General features: G+C 70.2%; 14 protein-coding genes and 1 pseudogene. 1 reads left to right on the forward strand and 14 read right to left on the reverse strand.

Annotated elements, in window-relative coordinates; all coding sequences use genetic code 11:
* Positions 1–130 precede the first annotated feature (130 nt).
* From V7E05_RS10985 to V7E05_RS11000, 4 genes are all read right to left on the reverse strand, one after another.
* Positions 131–1726 (reverse strand): long-chain-fatty-acid--CoA ligase, encoded by a 1596-nt coding sequence (locus V7E05_RS10985; protein ID WP_333619695.1) that lies wholly within the window; start codon positions 1724–1726, stop codon positions 131–133.
* A 152-nt stretch (positions 1727–1878) separates the two neighbouring features.
* Positions 1879–2868 carry an NAD(P)H-dependent flavin oxidoreductase gene (locus V7E05_RS10990; RefSeq protein ID WP_333619696.1) on the reverse strand — a complete coding sequence of 330 codons (990 nt, stop codon included), beginning with the start codon at positions 2866–2868 and terminating at the stop codon, positions 1879–1881.
* Between the two features lie 154 nt (positions 2869–3022).
* On the reverse strand, positions 3023–4048 hold the full coding sequence (locus V7E05_RS10995) for an oxygenase MpaB family protein (protein WP_333619697.1): 1026 nt from the start codon (positions 4046–4048) through the stop codon (positions 3023–3025).
* A gap of 54 nt (positions 4049–4102) precedes the next feature.
* The gene (locus tag V7E05_RS11000; protein WP_442891658.1) at positions 4103–5623 is read right to left on the reverse strand and encodes an aldehyde dehydrogenase family protein; all 1521 of its coding nucleotides are present in this window, start codon (positions 5621–5623) and stop codon (positions 4103–4105) included.
* A gap of 103 nt (positions 5624–5726) precedes the next feature.
* Here V7E05_RS11000 and V7E05_RS11005 point away from each other — a divergent pair, with 103 nt between their 5' ends.
* Positions 5727–6866, forward strand: a complete 1140-nt coding sequence (locus tag V7E05_RS11005; protein ID WP_333619698.1) for an acyl-CoA dehydrogenase family protein — start codon at positions 5727–5729, stop codon at positions 6864–6866.
* Between the two features lie 126 nt (positions 6867–6992).
* Here V7E05_RS11005 and panD read toward each other — a convergent pair whose 3' ends face one another.
* The 10 genes and pseudogenes from panD to V7E05_RS11055 form a co-directional block, all read right to left on the reverse strand.
* On the reverse strand, positions 6993–7406 hold the full coding sequence (gene panD / locus V7E05_RS11010; RefSeq protein ID WP_333619699.1) for an aspartate 1-decarboxylase: 414 nt from the start codon (positions 7404–7406) through the stop codon (positions 6993–6995).
* A gap of 137 nt (positions 7407–7543) precedes the next feature.
* Positions 7544–8434, reverse strand: coding sequence for a pantoate--beta-alanine ligase (panC, locus tag V7E05_RS11015; RefSeq protein ID WP_333619700.1), 891 nt, complete (start codon positions 8432–8434; stop codon positions 7544–7546).
* 49 nt (positions 8435–8483) lie between these two features.
* Positions 8484–9524: a Rossmann-like and DUF2520 domain-containing protein gene (locus tag V7E05_RS11020; protein WP_333619701.1), complete on the reverse strand. Its 1041-nt coding sequence runs from the start codon at positions 9522–9524 to the stop codon at positions 8484–8486.
* Between the two features lie 12 nt (positions 9525–9536).
* Entirely contained in the window at positions 9537–11213 is a 1677-nt protein-coding gene (locus V7E05_RS11025) for a DUF6779 domain-containing protein (protein ID WP_333619702.1), read from the reverse strand.
* Positions 11214–11628: 415 nt separating this feature from the next.
* Positions 11629–12117, reverse strand: coding sequence for a DUF3180 domain-containing protein (locus V7E05_RS11030; RefSeq protein ID WP_333619703.1), 489 nt, complete (start codon positions 12115–12117; stop codon positions 11629–11631).
* A gap of 4 nt (positions 12118–12121) precedes the next feature.
* A complete protein-coding gene (folK, locus tag V7E05_RS11035) occupies positions 12122–12718 on the reverse strand; it encodes a 2-amino-4-hydroxy-6-hydroxymethyldihydropteridine diphosphokinase (protein WP_333619704.1) in 597 nt (198 codons plus the stop codon).
* Complete coding sequence (folB, locus tag V7E05_RS11040; RefSeq protein ID WP_333619705.1) at positions 12715–13098, reverse strand: dihydroneopterin aldolase; 384 nt, start codon at positions 13096–13098, stop codon at positions 12715–12717. Before folB ends, folK begins: the two co-directional genes overlap by 4 nt.
* Positions 13091–13921, reverse strand: coding sequence for a dihydropteroate synthase (gene folP, locus V7E05_RS11045; protein ID WP_333619708.1), 831 nt, complete (start codon positions 13919–13921; stop codon positions 13091–13093). The genes folB and folP overlap by 8 nt, the downstream gene beginning before the upstream one ends.
* Before the next feature lie 76 nt (positions 13922–13997).
* Positions 13998–14612: a GTP cyclohydrolase I FolE gene (gene folE / locus V7E05_RS11050; RefSeq protein ID WP_333619706.1), complete on the reverse strand. Its 615-nt coding sequence runs from the start codon at positions 14610–14612 to the stop codon at positions 13998–14000.
* A pseudogene (locus V7E05_RS11055) lies at positions 14600–16202 on the reverse strand (hypothetical protein); the annotation flags it as partial. The gene folE and the pseudogene V7E05_RS11055, both read right to left, overlap by 13 nt.

The following is a 16202-nucleotide window of genomic DNA, read 5'->3' on the forward strand; positions in this document are numbered from 1 at the left end:
GAAGTCCTCGCGAAAGCCAACCGTAACAACACTTCAAATGCGGACCACTAGGAACCACGCATGAACAGCGCCGACCCGCGAGGCACTACTAACCCGCGGATCGACGCCGAAAACTTCTTCCTCGGTTGCCCTACGCCCCGGCGCCGATCTCGGACCGCAGCGTGTGCTTGGTGACCTTGCCCGACGCATTGCGCGGCAGCTGATCGACGATCACCACGTCGCGCGGCTGCTTGTACCGGGCGAGCTTATCGGCGAGGTACTCGCGGAGCTCCTCGACCGTGATGTCGGCGCCGTCGCCCGCGGGCGCGATCACGGCGACCGGCGTCTCGCCCCACTTCTCGTCCTTGCGCCCCACGACCGCGACCTCGCGCACCCGCTCGTAGCCGGCGATCGCGTTCTCCACCTCGGCGCAGTAGATGTTCTCTCCACCGGAGATGATCATGTCCTTGACCCGATCGACCACGTAGACGAAGCCCTCCGAATCGATCCGCACGAGGTCGCCGGAGTGGAACCAGCCGCCCTCGAAGGCCTTCGCCGTCTCCTCGGGCTTGTTCCAGTAGCCGGCCATCATCGTGGGGCCGCGGTAGACGATCTCGCCGATCTCCCCGGGCGCGACATCCTCGCCGAGCGGGTCGAGGACGCGCGCGCGGATCGTGGGGATGACCTTGCCGACCGAGCCGATCTTGCGCAGCGCGTCGCCGCCTTCGAGCGCGCACGTGATCGGCGACATCTCGGTCTGCCCGAAGACCGCGCTGTTGAGAGCATCGGGGAAGGTCTCGGCCATGGCGCGCAGAATCGTGTCCGTGGCCGGTGCGGCACCCCAGGAGATGTTGCGGAACGCCAGCTCCCGCGGCCTCGCGTTCTGCTCGGCGCACACGGCCTGCCATTGCACGGGGACGAGGAAGACGCTGGTGATGCCCTCGGCAGCGCAGGTGTCGAGGAACTGCCCCGGGTCGAACTCCTGCAGCGGGTTGATCACGGTGCGCGTGCCGAGCTGGAGGGACGGGGCTATCGCCCCGAGCGCCGCGATGTGGAACATGGGGACCGCGCAGATGCCGATGCTCGCCTGGTCGAACTGCTGGAACACCCGAATGCATGTGAGCGCCTGCGCCACCATGTTCTGGTGCGTGAGCATCGCGCCCTTGGGCCGTCCGGTCGTGCCCGAGGTGTACATGATGAGCGACACCGCGTCCTCTGGGACATCGATCTCCGGGTGCGGATCGCCGTCTTCCGCGAGCGCGTCCGCCCAGGTGGTCTGCCCCTCGGTGCCCGGCTCCCCGCCGATGACGATGTGATGGCCGATTTCCCCGCCCGCGGCCGCGATCGCAGGGACGAGCGGGGCGAGCAGCGCATCGGTGACCACCACCTTGGGCGTGCAATCGCCCACGAGGTACGCGATCTCGGGCGGGGTGAGTCGGAAGTTGATCGGCACCGCGATGGCACCGATCCTGTTCGCGCCAAGCACGGTCTCGACGAACTCCGTGCAGTTGAGCGCCATGATGAGCACCCGATCGCCCGGCTCGACGCCGCGCCTGACCAGCGCGTCCGCGAAGGACTCGACATTCGCGTCGAGCTGCGCCCAGCTCGTGTCCTGCCCGAGGAAGCGGAACGCGATCTCGTCTCCCCGCGACTCGGCGTGGGTCCGGACCCACGAGTTCCAGGTATTGCGCCGGAACGTCTGCAGCTCCGGCGAGAGCTCGGTGGCGGTGTACAGGCGTGCGGACATGGTGTCCTCCTGGGCTACGTCTATGGCGATTCGGTTGGGCGGTTCGGGTGACCGGTGGGTTTGGAGCGGGGAACGGGAGAACTACTCGGATGACGGCAAACCGACGCGATAGCCGGCGCTCGTGGAGGCGAGGGCGTTTTCGACCTTCGCCGTCACTGCCCGATTCCCGCGGTGGTGACGGCGCCGGCAAGGCGATCGGTGATGAGTTCCTTAGACTCGCGGACGATCCTGGAGACGAGATCGCCACACGTGGGGACGTCGTTGATGAGCCCCTGGACGAGGCCGACGCTCCAGATGCCCGCGTCGAGGTCACCGTTCTCGTAGACCTTGCGGCCGCGGGCGCCGGCGACGAGATGCTGGATGTCGGAGAATTCGGCACCGCGTGACTCGATCTCCACGACCTCCTCGGAGACGGCGTTCTTCGCCACGCGTGCGGTGTTGCGCAGCGTGCGGAAGATGAGCTTCGTGTCGAGCTCGCTCGCCTCCGTGATCCGCTTCTTGACCGCTTCGTCGATGGGCGATTCGGCGGTGCACATGAAGCGCGTGCCCATATTGATCCCGTCGGCGCCGAGCGCGAGCGCGGCGACGAGGCCGCGGGCGTCGGCGAAGCCTCCCGACGCGAGCATCGGGATGTCGAGCCTGGCCGCAGCCGCCGGGATGAGGACGAGCCCGGGGATGTCGTCCTCGCCGGGGTGCCCGGCGCATTCGAAGCCGTCGATGCTCACCGCGTCGACCCCGAGCCGATGCGCCGAGAGCGCATGGCGCACGGACGTGCACTTGTGGATGACCTTGATGCCGGCCTTGTGGAACACCGGCAGGTGCTCCTTCGGGCTCGAACCGGCCGTCTCGACGATCTTGACGCCGGACTCCACGATCGCGTCGCGGTACTCGGCGTAGGGCGGCGGCGAAATCGACGGGAGGATCGTGAGGTTGACGGCGAACGGGCGGTCCGTCATCTCCCGGCAGCGTGCGATCTCCTTGGCGAGGGCCTCGGGGGTGGGCTGGGTGAGCCCCGTGATCGTGCCGAGAGCTCCGGCATTCGAGACGGCGGACGCCAGTTCCGCGGTGCCCACCCACATCATCCCGCCCTGGACGATCGGGGTCTCGACCCCGAATACCTCGGTGAACGACGTACGGATCATGACTGGTCCTCCTATTTGGTCTCGCCGGCGGCTGCTCGCCCGCCCGGATTGGCGGCTTGCGAATAATCAAATCACATATATTTAGGACGCGTACGGAATCGAGTGAACTGGCTCACAGCGAACTTCGAAGCCCGGCGAGCGCGGCCCCTTCGAATCAGGCGGCATCCCCCGACGGTGTGGCCGTGGTGACTTCGCGGTCCGCCGTCACACGCCCCTTCCCTCCATCGGAGCGGGACTCCGGGGCCGGCGCGTGGAACGGGCACGCCCCGAGATCCCGGACGGGAAAGTCGGGGCCGAAATCGGGATACGTGCGGTTGGGCTCGGAATCGATGTCGACCCCGCGGCGACGCGCGGGCAGGAGACCGACGATTCGCCCGCGGAGGCGCAGCGCGGTACTCATCGCGACCTTGAACGCCCGATGCGGCTCGTCAAAGCCGAACGCTTCGCGCATCTTGTCGTCGAGCAGGGCATTGACCCCGAGCTCGACGAACGGCCCGGCCGGGGCGGGGAACCAGGCCTTCATCAGCCCGAGGGTGTACCCACCCACGGCGACCGTCGTCTCCGTCCGCGCGAAATGTTCCTCCTCGTAGAGGTCACGCCACGTGCGGAACTCGGCGAGAGTGCCAGGGATGGAGTCGATCCCCATCCGGGAGCCGACCTGGCGGTAGAACTCGAATGCTGCGATCCGCTCGTGGGGATGGAGGCGGCGGTAGCCGTACGCATCGAGCCAGTCCAGCGGCTCGAAGATGAAGGTCGACAGAACGTAGAGGAAGTCCTCGTTGGAGATCTCGTAGCGGGCGTGGTTCCTGTTGATCGTCCGCAACGCCTCCCGCCCGCGGCCGCGGTCGATACCGTGCTGGATGAGCTCGGTCATGAGCAGAGCCGTGTCGTCGTACCGCTTCTGCGGGCGGTGCTCGAACTCCCCTGTCTCGTCGAGGAGATCGGAGACCGAGGGGACACAGTAGGTCCTGTAGAGCGCGAATTCCAGGGAGCGCTGGTAGTCGAAGGGGAATTCGACGAGCGCGGTGATGTGGTGGATTGTCTGGGCATCGTGGACGGGGTCGAGCTCCTCGATCCGCCGGAGCCAGTGCCGTTTCGAAGGCGGCAGAACGCGGCCGGAACACTCCTCTAGGACGGAGTGGTCGAGGGGATTGAGTGTGGGGAGCAATGCCGATTTCATGATTCCGTTGCCTCTTCGGTTCTCCGTGCGTTCGGCGGGGCGAGCGGCCGGCCCCTACCGCTTGGACTGCAGGTTCGACAGCATCCACTCGACGATGGAGATGTCGCGCGCGCTTCGGTTCATGCTCATGAGCTTCAGCGGCGGAGGGAAGCGCTGCGTGGTGACCCCCTTGGGCATCGCGAATTCGCGGAGCCCGTCCGCGCCATGGATACGGCCGAAGCCCGAGCTCCCGCTCCCGCCGAAGGGCAGTGCGGGGATCGCCGCGAAGGAGAGGAAGGAGTTGACCGACACCCCGCCCGCTCGCATCTTCTCTGCCGCGCGGAGCCCGGCTCGCGCGTCTTTAGTGAAGATCGAGCCGCCGAGCCCGTAGTTCGTGCCATTGGCCCTGGCCACGCCCTCGGCGAGATCGGCGACCCTGTTGATGACGACCACGGGACCAAAGGTCTCCTCGGTGACGGCCGGGTTGTCCTCGGGGACGTCGACGAGGATGACGGGGCCCACGACCCTGTGCTCGGCCGAATCCCTTCCGCCGACGATTGCCGTGGCGCCGGCATCGAGTGCGGCGTCGATGTGCCTGGAGATGATCTCGCGCTGCGAGTCCATGGTCATGGGCCCGTAGCTCGCTTCCTTCCCCACTCCCGGCTCGAGCTCGCGGACGATCACCGTGAATTTCTCCACGAAGGCGTCGAAGGCCTCCTCGGCGACGTAGATGCGCTCGACCCCGGCGCAGGTCTGCCCCGCATTGCCCATGGCGCCGAATGCAGCCTGCTCCGCGGCGGCATCGAGATCCGCATCCGCGGCGACGAGCATCGCGTCCTTCCCGCCCGCCTCGATGACCACCGGGGTGAGCGTCTCGGCGCAAGCCGCCATGACCCGCGAGCCAGTCCGCGCCGAGCCGGTGAATGCGAGCTTGTCTACCCCGGCCGCGCACAGTGCCGCGCCGGTCTCCCCCGCCCCCGTGACCACCTCGAGGATCGTGTTGCTCGCCCCCAGCGACTCCCACGCCTCCGCGAGCCACGTGCCCACACCGGGCGTGTATTCGCTGGGCTTGAACACCACCGTGTTGCCTGCGGCCAGCGCATAGGAGATCGAGCCCATTGGCGTGAACAGCGGGTAGTTCCACGGGCCGATCACGCCGACGACGCCGAACGGCACGTGGTCGAGATACGCGCGCTGGTTGGCCATCGTGAGCCCCGAGGGCACCTTGGTCCTTCCGAGGACCTTGGCGGCGTTCTTCGCGGCCCACTCGAGGTGGCCCACGGCGAGCATGACCTCGAGCAGCGCGTCCTCGTAGGGCTTCCCCGTCTCCGCGGAGATGAGGTCCGCGAGCTCCCCGGAACGCGAGGCGATCAACCGTTTGAACTCGAGGAGCCATTCGCGGCGACCGCGCTCGCCCTGAGCGGTCCACCAGCGGGACGCTCCGCGCGCCCTGTCCACCGCGGCGCGAACGTCCGCCGAGCCGTGGACCGGGTACTCGGCGATGGTCTCGCCCGAGCGTGGATCGGCGACGAGAAGGGTATCGCCGACGACGCCCTCCGCGGTCCCCTGCTGTATGGATTCGGCGGTCTGACTCACCGGGCCCCCTCTCGTGTCAGATATATTTGATGTAGTTTGATGTGACCTAGATCATACCCAGTAAGTGTCCGGCGGGCAATAGCCGGACGGGAAAGGAACCGCAGTGCTATTCGACATCCTCACTCCGGAGCAGAAGGCCTTCTCCGATTCGATCGACGAATTCTGTTCCCGCGAGATCGGCTCCCCCACCCGAGCCGCCGAGCTCGCCGGCGACGGCGCACACAGCCCGGAGATCTACGAGAAGTTCGCGAAGCAGGGGTGGCTCGGGATCACGGTCCCCGAGGAGTTCGGCGGCGACGGCGCAGGAGCGACGGAGATGTGCATCCTCCTCGACCGAGCGATGTACGGCCTCGCGCCCATCGGCAGCATCGGCCCGTCGCTCATCACCGCGGCCGCGTTCGACCGGTTCGGCAACGCCGAGCAGCGCGAGCGCGCACTCCGCCTCCTCGCCGACGGCGGGACGCTCTCGATCTCGATGTCCGAGCCGGGCGCCGGTTCCGATGTAGGCGCCCTGCGGTGCAAGGCCACGTCCGACGGGGACGGCTGGGTGATCAACGGGCAGAAGACGTGGTGCTCGAACGCTCACTTCGCCGACCGCATCCTCCTCGTCGCCCGAACCTCCTCGGAGGGCAAGAAGCACGAGGGGATCACGATGTTCGACGTCCCCGCGGACATCGAGGGACTCCGCATCTCGGGCATCCCCACGATGGGCGGCAAGGAGGTCAACGACCTCTACTTCGACGACGTCCGCCTGCCGGCCGATTCCGTGGTCGGCGAGGTCGGTCAGGGCTGGATACAGCTCATGGCGGGGCTCAACACCGAGCGGCTCATCCTCGCCGCGATGCAGCTCGGCATCTCCGCGCGCGCCTTCGACATCTGCATGTCGTTCATTTCCGAGCGCGAGCAGTTCGGCCGCCCCGTCGGCTCGTTCCAGGTGCTCCGCCACCGCATGGCCGACCTGGCGACGGAGATCGAGGCGACCCGACTCCTCGTCTACGCCGTGGCGAAGAAGGTCGACGCGGACCCCTCCGCGCTCCTCCCCCGCGAGGCCTCGATGGCCAAGCTCAAGGCGACGGAGCTGTCCAAGCGGGTCACCCTCGAGGCGATGCAATCCATGGGCGGCTACGGCTACGCCAGCGAGTACGGCATCGAGCGCCTCGTCCGCCAGTCCGTCGTATCGACCATCTACGGCGGGACCAACGAGATCCAGCGCGACATCATCGGCAAGACCTACGGGCTCTGATCCCGGAGGAACCCGAACAGGGCGGAAATACATCTATGACGGCGGAGGCCGGCTTCTCTTCAGGGGAGCCGGCCTCCGCCGTCATGGGTGGGGTCGAGCGAGCCGGGCACGGAGCGCTGGCGGCACCTACTCCGGGTGCCGGGGGTTGACCAGACCGGAGCCCGCGGGGGCATTCGCCGGGTCGGAGCCGGTCTCGAGAGCCTTGTTGTGCTCGTCCACGAAGATGACGCGCGGCGAGTACTCACGCGCCTCGGCGTCGTCCATGAGCCCGTAGGCGATGCAGATGACGAGATCGCCGGGGTGGATGAGATGCGCGGCGGCGCCGTTGATGCCCAGCACGCCGGTCCCGCGGTCGCCCGCGATGCAGTACGTGGTGAGGCGATTGCCGTTGTTGATGTCCACGATGTCGATCTGCTCGCCCTCGAGCAGATCGGCGGCGTCCATGAGGTCTTCGTCGATGGTGCAGGAGCCGACGTAGTGGAGGTCGGCCTGGGTCACGGTTGCTCGGTGGATCTTGGACTTGAGCATTGTCCGTTGCATGTGTGCGTGCTCCGGTGAAGAAGGGGTGGACGGCGATCGGGTTCTGCGGGCCGAACCCTCGGGGGAAAGGGGGACACGCAAAGACTACGCCGGACGGGCCGGAAGTCCGAAAAAGTCCGAGGTCGGCCCGAGCGCCGCTACTCCCCGATGAGCACGCCGACGTTGTCGATGAGCCGCACCGAACCGAGCGACACCGCCGCGAGGAGGCGCGCCTCGCCGGAGTCCGGGGCGGGACCGAGATCCGGGGAGCGGAGCTCGAGGTACTGCACCTCGAGCGCGGGCTCCTCGGCGAGAACGGAGCGCGCCGCCGCGAGCGCCTCCCCCGGCCCTGTGCCCGCGCCGTGCGCGCCCGCGACGAGCGCCGCCGAGAGCACCATCGCCTGCTCGCGCTGCTTCTCGTCGAGGTACCGGTTCCGCGAGCTCAGCGCGAGGCCGTCGTTCTCGCGGACCGTGGGCACGCCGGAGACCGCGACATCCAGGTTGAGGTCGGCGACCATCTGCCGCACGAGGACCAGCTGCTGGTAGTCCTTTTCGCCGAAGATCGAGCGGTGCGGGCGAGCGATCATGAACAGCTTGCACACCACGGTGAGCATCCCCGCGAAGTGGCCGGGGCGCACCGCACCCTCGAGCTCGGCGGCGAGCGGCCCGGGCTCGACGGTCGTCCGCGGGCCTTCCGGGTACATCGCAGCGGCCGTGGGCGCGAAGACCAGCTCGACCCCGGCTTCCCGGAGCTTCTCGATGTCCTCGTCGAGCGTGCGCGGGTAGGCGTCGAGGTCCTCGCCCTCGCCGAACTGCAGTGGGTTGACGAATATCGACACCACCACCACGGCGCCGGGCACGCGCTTGGCCATCTCCACGAGGCGGAGGTGCCCCTCGTGTAGCGCGCCCATCGTGGGCACGAGGACGATCTGGCGGCCGGCCGTGCGCAGCGCCGTGGTGGTGCGCTGCAGCTCCGACGGCACGTGGTGCACGGTGAGCTCGCCCTTGCGGTAGCCCGGTCCTGTCGCGGGGCGTCCACCCTGGGTCATTCGCGATTCTCCTCGGTTCTCCTGGCGGGACGGTCGTCCGGCCGCTTCCCTACCGGTCTTCTGTTCGCCCTTCGCGGCGGTCGGGTTCTCGCCCTTCGGGGCGGTCCGGCGAACCATTATCGCCTATCGCCTCGAGCATCGCCGCGCCCGATCGCCTCTTGCGGGCCGTGCGCAGCGCCAGCGACCGGTAGCCGTCGGCGATTCCGGCGTCCGCGCCACCGAGGACCTCGAGGTGGCGGCGCACTGTGTCGACGTCTCCGCGCATCACGGGGCCCGTGAGCGCCGCGTCGCCCGAGGCGAGCGCGTTCTCCAGCGCCGCCCGAACCAGCGGGCCGAGGAGGTTCGGCGCGCGGCCGTCGGGATCGGAGCGGCCGTCCGGGCCCCCGATCGCGAGCTCGAGCGCGGCGAGCGCGTCGGCGATGAGCGTGACCAGGTGATTCGAGCCGTGTGCGAGCGCCGCGTGGTACAGCGCCCGCTGGGACTCCTCGATGCGGACGGGGCGCCCGCCCATCTCGATGACGAGAGACTCGCCGACGGCCTGGCCGATCTCGTCGGGCGCCGTCACTCCCCAGCCGCTTCCCGCCAGCTTGTCCGCGTCCGAGGGGGCTCCGACGAAGGTCATCGCGGGGTGGGTCGCGGCGACGACAGCCCCGATGCGGTGGAACGGGCGCAGGGCGGCGGCGCCCAGCGCGCCGGCGCTGTGGATGACGATGTGGCCCGGACGGACCGCCCCGGACGCGGCGAGCTCGCCTATGACGTCGGAGAGCGCGGGATCCGGGACCGCGAGGACGAGAAGTTCGGAAGATCGGGCGACCTCGGCAGGCGTTGCCACCCGGGCCTCGGGGAGTCGCTCCGCGAGGCGGTTCGCGGCGGCCGCGGAGGGCGCGCTCGCCGCGACGACGACGTGCCCGACGCGCTCGAGCGCCTCGCCGAGTGCGGTCCCGACACGTCCCGCCGAGATGATCCCGACGGCGAGCCTCGCCGGCGCCCCCGGTGAGGGAGGGAGCGCCGCGGCATCGGCGCCGGGATCCGATTCGAATCCGTCCGGTCCGTCCGAGCCGCGGGGCTGGTTGTGGTCGGCTGCCGACATGCCCCCGGTCGCCTAGTCCTTGCGGCGGCGCCGGCCGCCACCCGTGTTGCCGGCCGAGCCTTCGCCTGACCCCTCGCCGAAGCGCGCGAGCAGGTCGGCGACAGAGGTGCCCTCGGCCGAACCGTGGCGCGAGCGGGCGCCGGCGCCGGTCTCGACGTCCGCGTCGGGCTCGGGCTTGCGGCGCCGGCCGGGGCGCGGTTCCTCGGTTGCCGAGTTCGCGGATTCGGCGTCGGTATCGGGCTTCCGGCGCCGTCCCGGGCGGGGTTCGTCCGCGGGCGTGAGGGAGAAGCCGCCACCCGTTGCGGCCTCGTGCGCGCCGCCGTGACGGCGAGCCGTCGTGGACTCGGTGGTGTCGGCGGTGTCGGCCCCGTGCGCGGCAGCCGAAGCCGTACCCGAGCCGGAGTTGCCCCAGCCGGTGCCGGCGAAGGGATCGGCGTCCGCGACCGAGCCGCCGATACCGCCGCCCGTGGGCGCGACGCCCCAGCCCGCGCTGGGCGCGGCGCCGGAAGAGAGTTCGAAGCCGGTGGGGGCATCGAAATCGGGGAGCTCGGCTTCCTCCGCGAAGCTCGGCGGTGCCGAGAGGCGGAAGGACTCGAAGGAACTGAAGCGGTCGGTGCCCGGACCGGTCGCTACGGGCTGCTCGGCTGCAGGGGCCGGATCCGGTTCGCGCGCCGACTCGGGCTCGCGGACAGGCTCCGGGGTGCGGGCCGGCTCCGGAGTTCCGATCGTCTCGGACTCGCGGGCAGGTTCAGGGACGCTCTCGCTGCCGTACCTGTGTGGAGTGGACGCGGCGCCGAAGCCGGCCGCGACGAAAGGCGAGCGGCGCTCTTCAGCCTGCGGGCTGCCCCAACGCGCGGGCGCCTCCCGGTCTTCACGGAACTTGGGCATCGATGAGGTGACTTCAGTGCTCGGAGTCGAGTCCGCGCCGGCCACCCGGATAGGAGCGGGGTGGACGCCGGCGTCGTCGTAGCCGCGGCCGTAGCCGCCGTTCGCGCCGGCACCGGCCGGGCCGGCATGGGAAGCGCGGTCGGCGGCGGGAGCCGTGTCGCCGGAGGACCGGTCGTAGTCGTGTGCCTGATCCTGCGAATGGGCCTGCTCGGCGGCCTGGCCTCGCTCGTGGTCGTCGCCACGGCCGGGCGCCTGCTCGGCTCCGTACGGGAAACCGCCGGTGCGTCCCGAATCGCCGCGCGTGGAGGCTGGACCGGTCGCGCCGGCGAGCTCCTGGGCGCGACGGCCCGCGTCGACTGAACGGCTGCCGTCGACGATGGGCTGCACTCCGAGCTGCTCGAGCTGCGAGCGGAGGGCGACGACCTCGACGCGCAGGGACTCGAGCGATTCGTCGTGCTCGGCGCGGAGCTCCTCGCGGAGCTCCTCGCGCAGGTTGTGCTCGCCCTCTCGGCGAGCGGCGACCTCGGACTCGAGCTCGAGGGCGTGGACTCGCTTGAGGTCCGCCTCTCGCTCTGCCGCCTGCTGCGCCGCGCGGCGGTCGCGGGCCACGAGGAGCGCGCCGACGAGCGCGGACCACAGGGCGGCGAGCAGACCGATCCGCATCCAGAGATCGTTGTTGCTGAACACCATGACGATCGTGGCGACGATCGCAAGCACGAAGAGCACGGCCATCGCGATCTGTGCGACCGAGCTCGCCGAGCGCCCCTCGCCGGCCGTGGCGCCCGGCTTGCTGCGGCTCACGCCCCGATCGCCTCGGTCATCGCGGCTGCCTTCGCCCCTCGCCGGCTGGCGGCCCCGGACTGCTGGGCCACCGGTGTCCGCGGGGTTGCCTGCTCCCGCGGAGAGCCTGTGGCCCTGGGCGGCATTCGCCGGGATGGCATTCCCCTGCGTGGGATGTCCCTTGGCGCCATTTCCCTGCGCGGGATGCCCCTGCCCGGGATGGCCTTGCGTGGGCACGGCGAACTCGCCCGTGGATTGCCCAGAAAAATCCCCGGGCAAATTGCCGGACGGATCCCCGTGGGGATCCCCGTGGAAATCCCCGTGGAAATCCCCAGGAAAACCGGGGTGCGAAGGCTGCGAGGGACGATCGGCACTCATACGGCGCACTTTACCTGCCCGCACGGTGCACGAGTCAACGCCTGTTAAGGATGTGACGTCAAGCGTGCCGCGGTTGGCGTGAGGATTCGCGCGGGGCGTCGTCACCGGGTGGAACCTTGCACCACGTCTCGGTGAGCAGGCCGATCCCGCAGAGGACGAAGCCGAGGACGGCGAGGACGATCGCGACGGGCAAGTCGTGCGCTGCGGCCGAGTTATCTCCGGCGCGGATCCCCAGCGGGATCGCATACCCTGCGCCCGCTCCCCCGATCACGGCGCCGAGCACCGTCGAGGCCTTCGCGAGGGCGAGCACGACGACCACGGTGTGCGGGCTGGTCTGCGAGCGGTCCAGCCCGACCCGGCGTTTCGCGATCGCGGAGCGGACCCGCAATCCGAGGACGAGGTCGACGACGCAGACCAGCGCGACGGGGACAGCCGTGAGGTACGACAGCGGCGGCATCCCCGAAAAGAGCCGGAGCCCCGCGGCGATGCCCACGGCGAATGCGACGCAGGCGATGAGGACGACGGTGGTCCAGTTCGTCCGGTCCACGGCGCTATTCCCGGACGACCGGCGGATCGTCGGGATCGGCCGGGGGCACGTCCCCGAGCCGCACGATCGCCGCGCGCTCCGCCTCGGGTAGGCGCTGGATCAGCTCGGAGATGGGGACGCCGTCGAGCTGGGCATCGGGCTCGATCTCGAGCCACGGCACGAGGACGAACGCCCGCTCGAACGCCCGCGGATGCGGGAGCAGGAGCTGCGGATCGTCGGAGCGGACGATCAGCCGGTCGCCGCGGTCGTCGATAAGGTCGGCGGCGATCACGTCGACGTCGAGGGTGCGCGGGCCCCAGCGGAGCTCACGGGTGCGCAGCGCCCGGGCCTCGAGATTGTTGCCCCAGAGGAGCCACTGCCGCGGGGTGTAGGCGGACTCGATGGCGATGGTGACGTTCCGGAAGTCCGGCTGTTCGACACCGCCCCACGGCGGGGTGCGGTAGATTCCCGAGACCTCCACTCGACCGCCGGTCTCGCGGGCGCAGGCCACGACCCAGGCGACGAGGTCGTCGCTGTCTCCGAGGTTGGAACCGATGGAGAGGACCGTGCGATAGTCGGGCGCCACGAAGGGCCTGGACAGGGACAGCTCGTCGTCGGTCATCGTTGCTCGCCTCTCTTCGTCCTCGAGCGGCGCGCGACGACGGCGACGTCCGCGAACTCGGCGTCGATCGGTGCCTGCGGCTTGTGGATGGTGACCTCGGCGGCGTGGATCTTCTCGTCCAGGTCGAGCAGCTCGTCGGCCACGAGCCCCGAGACCCGCTCGATCAGGTCGCAGGGCTCTCCGCCGACGATCCGCTCGGCGACCGCAGCGACGGCGCCGTAGTCCACGGTGTCCTCGAGGCGGTCGCTCGCAGCGGCCGCGGCGAGGTCCGCCCAGAGCACGACGTCGACGTAGAAATCCTGGCCATCGCGCTTCTCGTCCTCGAAAACGCCGTGGAAACCGGGGACGCGGAGTCCGCGGAGCTCGATCCTGTCAGCCATCCGAACCCCCGTTCACCGCACCCGCGGAGCGCCATGCGGCGGCGACCCTGACCGCTTCCGCACTCGGCCTGACGTTGTGAACCCGGACCGCCCAGGCCCCGCGTTCCGCGGCCAGCGCCGAGATCGCGGCGGTGGCGGAATCACGCTCGACCGGGGTCGGGGCACCTTCGCCGTCATCCAGTAGTGTGCCGAGGAAACGCTTGCGCGAGGCCGCCACGAGGACGGGGAAGCCCATCGCGGTGAGCCGGTCGAGGCCGTGGAGCAGGCGCCAGTTGTCCGCGGCGCCCTTCGCGAATCCGAGGCCAGGGTCGAGGATGATCTGCTCCGATGCGACGCCTGCGGAGAGCGCGGCGTCGACGCGGCGACCGAGGTGGCCGAGCACGTCGGCGACGACATCGGAATCGGCGTGTGCGTTGCCCGCGGCGCCCGAGGCGAAATCATCGGGGCTCACCCAGTGCATGAGCACCCAGGGCACTCCGCTCTCGGCGACGACCGCAGCCATGTCCGGGTCGGCAAGACCGCCGGAGACGTCATTGACGATGCTCGCGCCCGCTTCGATCGCTTCTGCCGCGACCCGCGCCCGCATCGTGTCGACGCTGACCGCGACCCCTGCGGCGGCGAGCTCCCGGACGACGGGAACGACCCGCCCCGCCTCATCCGCGGCGGGCACGCGGACCGCGCCCGGGCGGGTGGACTCGCCGCCCACGTCGACCAGGTCTGCACCCTCGGCGGCGAGCGCCTCTCCGTGCCGCACGGCGTCGGCCGCGTCGAGGTACCGCCCGCCGTCGGAGAACGAGTCCTCCGTGACATTGACGATGCCCATGACGAGGCAGCGGCGATCCGCGGCGTGCACCGCGAGATTCGGGACCGTGCTCGGCTTGGATTTCACGGCGACCACCCTATGTCCCTCGGATGAGCCGCATCGCCTCGGCCCGCGTATCCGAGTTCGAGCGCAGCGAGCCCCTTACGGCGGAGGTGGTGGTCACGGCGCCGGGCTTGCGGATACCGCGCATCGCCATGCACAGGTGCTCGCACTCGATGACCACGATGGCGCCGTTCGGCTGCAGCTTCTCCACGAGCGCGTCGGCGACCTGCGAGGTGAGCCGCTCCTGGACCTGCGGGCGCTTGGCATAGAGGTCGACGAGGCGGGCGAGCTTGCTCAGCCCCGTGACCGTGCCCGAGGAGCCCGGGATGTAGCCGATGTGGGCGACGCCGTGGAACGGCACGAGGTGGTGCTCGCACGTCGAGTAGATGGGGATGTCCCGCACGAGGACGAGCTCGCGATGCTCCTCGTTGAACGTGCGCTCGAGGACCTCGGCGGGGTCGACGTGGAGCCCGGCGAAGGTCTCCGCGTAGGCCCGCGCGACGCGGCCCGGGGTGTCCCGGAGCCCCTCACGGTCCGGGTCCTCCCCGACCGCGAAGAGCAGCTCGCGGACGGCCGCCTCCGCCCGCTCCTCGTCGAATGCGGGGCGTTCGGTCGGATCGGAGATGGCGATGGGGTCTACTCCTCCCACGGTGCCCTCCATCCGTTCTCACGGTCCTCGCGACGGCGGCGCCCGCCGCCCTCGGTGCGGTAGTCGCTCGGGGCGCTACCGGGCTGTCCGGTCTGGCGCTCCTCTGCAGCCCGGCGGACCGCTTCTGGGTCGATCTTCGCGTGCCGGCCGGTGGTCGGCTCCTCGCGCTCGCCACCGACGCGCGGCTGGACCTGCGTGGACTCGAGGTCCTGCGCAGGACCCATCCCGTGCGGGCGGTCGGGTCGCTCAGACTCGGCCTGCGAAGGGAAGCCCGGCGCCGGGCGCTCGGCTGCGCCGAGGCCGCCGGAAGCGTGCTGTCCCGCCGGCGGGTTGGTCGGGTGGATCGGCGGGCGCGGAGGAACTGCGTTGCGCTCCTCGGGCGCCGGTGCGCTGTTCCCGGCGGGGCGCTGCTGTGCTCCCTGCTGGTGCACACCTTGCTGCTGCCCACCGGCGTACTCGGCGCCGCGGCCGTAGGCGGGCCCCGCGGGCGTGTTCGACGAATTGGGCGGCCAGCCCGGCGCGGACCACCCGGGGGGCGGCGGGGTGCCGTAGGACGGCAGCGCGGTGGTCTCGCGGTCGCCACCACCGAATCCGCCGCGCCCCTGCGGCCCGCCTGCTGCGGGGGCCTGGGGGAAGGGACGTGCACCGTCAGAGGCAGGGCGGTCGTTGCCTTCGCCGTTCGCGCCCGCGGCCCGCTCCTCTTCGCTTCCGGGAAGCGGGATGGAGAACGGGTCGACCCGCTCGGGCACCGGCTCGCCGCGCTCGATGGCGAGTTCGGCCGGGGTCTTGATCGGCGGCTTTGTTGCGCGCTTGCGCCCCCCGAATTCGTCGAAGCGGGTGATCCGCGGACGGCGCTTCACCGAGGCGAAGATCCGCTCGAGATCCTCCTGGCGCAGCGTTTCCTTGTCGAGGAGTTCCTCGGCGACCTTGTCCAGGGCCTCGCGGTTCTCGTCGAGGACGTCGACGGCCTCGGCGTGGGCCGCGTCGATGATCTCGCGGACCTGCTCGTCGATCTCCTTGGCGACCTCGTCGGAGTAGTCCACCTGGTCCCCGCCGCCGGAGAAGGAGAACGGGTCCCCGCCGCCCTTGCCGTACGCGACGGCGCCGAGCTTCGCGCTCATGCCGTACTTGGTGACCATGGTGCGCGCGAGCTTCGTCGCGTTCTCGATATCCGAGGACGCGCCCGAGGTGGGCTCGCCGAAGATGTACTCCTCGGCCGCGCGGCCGCCCATCGCCATGACGATCCGCGCGATGATGTCCGCGCGGGTTTCCAGCGATTTATCGTCCTCCGGCACGACCATCGCGTGCCCGCCGGTGCGGCCGCGCGCGAGGATCGTGACCTTGTGGACGCGCTCGAGATCGTCCATCGCCCAGGCCGCGAGCGCGTGCCCGCCCTCGTGGTAGGCGGTGATCTTCTTCTCCTTCTCGGAGATCATGCGGTTCTTCTTCCGCGGCCCGCCGATCGCGCGGTCCGAGGCCTCCTCGAGGAGGTCGTTGGTGATCTCGCTGCGCTGCAGGCGGGCGGCGAGGAGCGCCGCCTCGTTGAGAACGTTCTCGAGATCCGCGCCGGACATGCCGATGGTCCGCTTG

Source organism: Dietzia sp., assembly GCF_036741115.1.
GTDB lineage: Bacteria > Actinomycetota > Actinomycetes > Mycobacteriales > Mycobacteriaceae > Dietzia.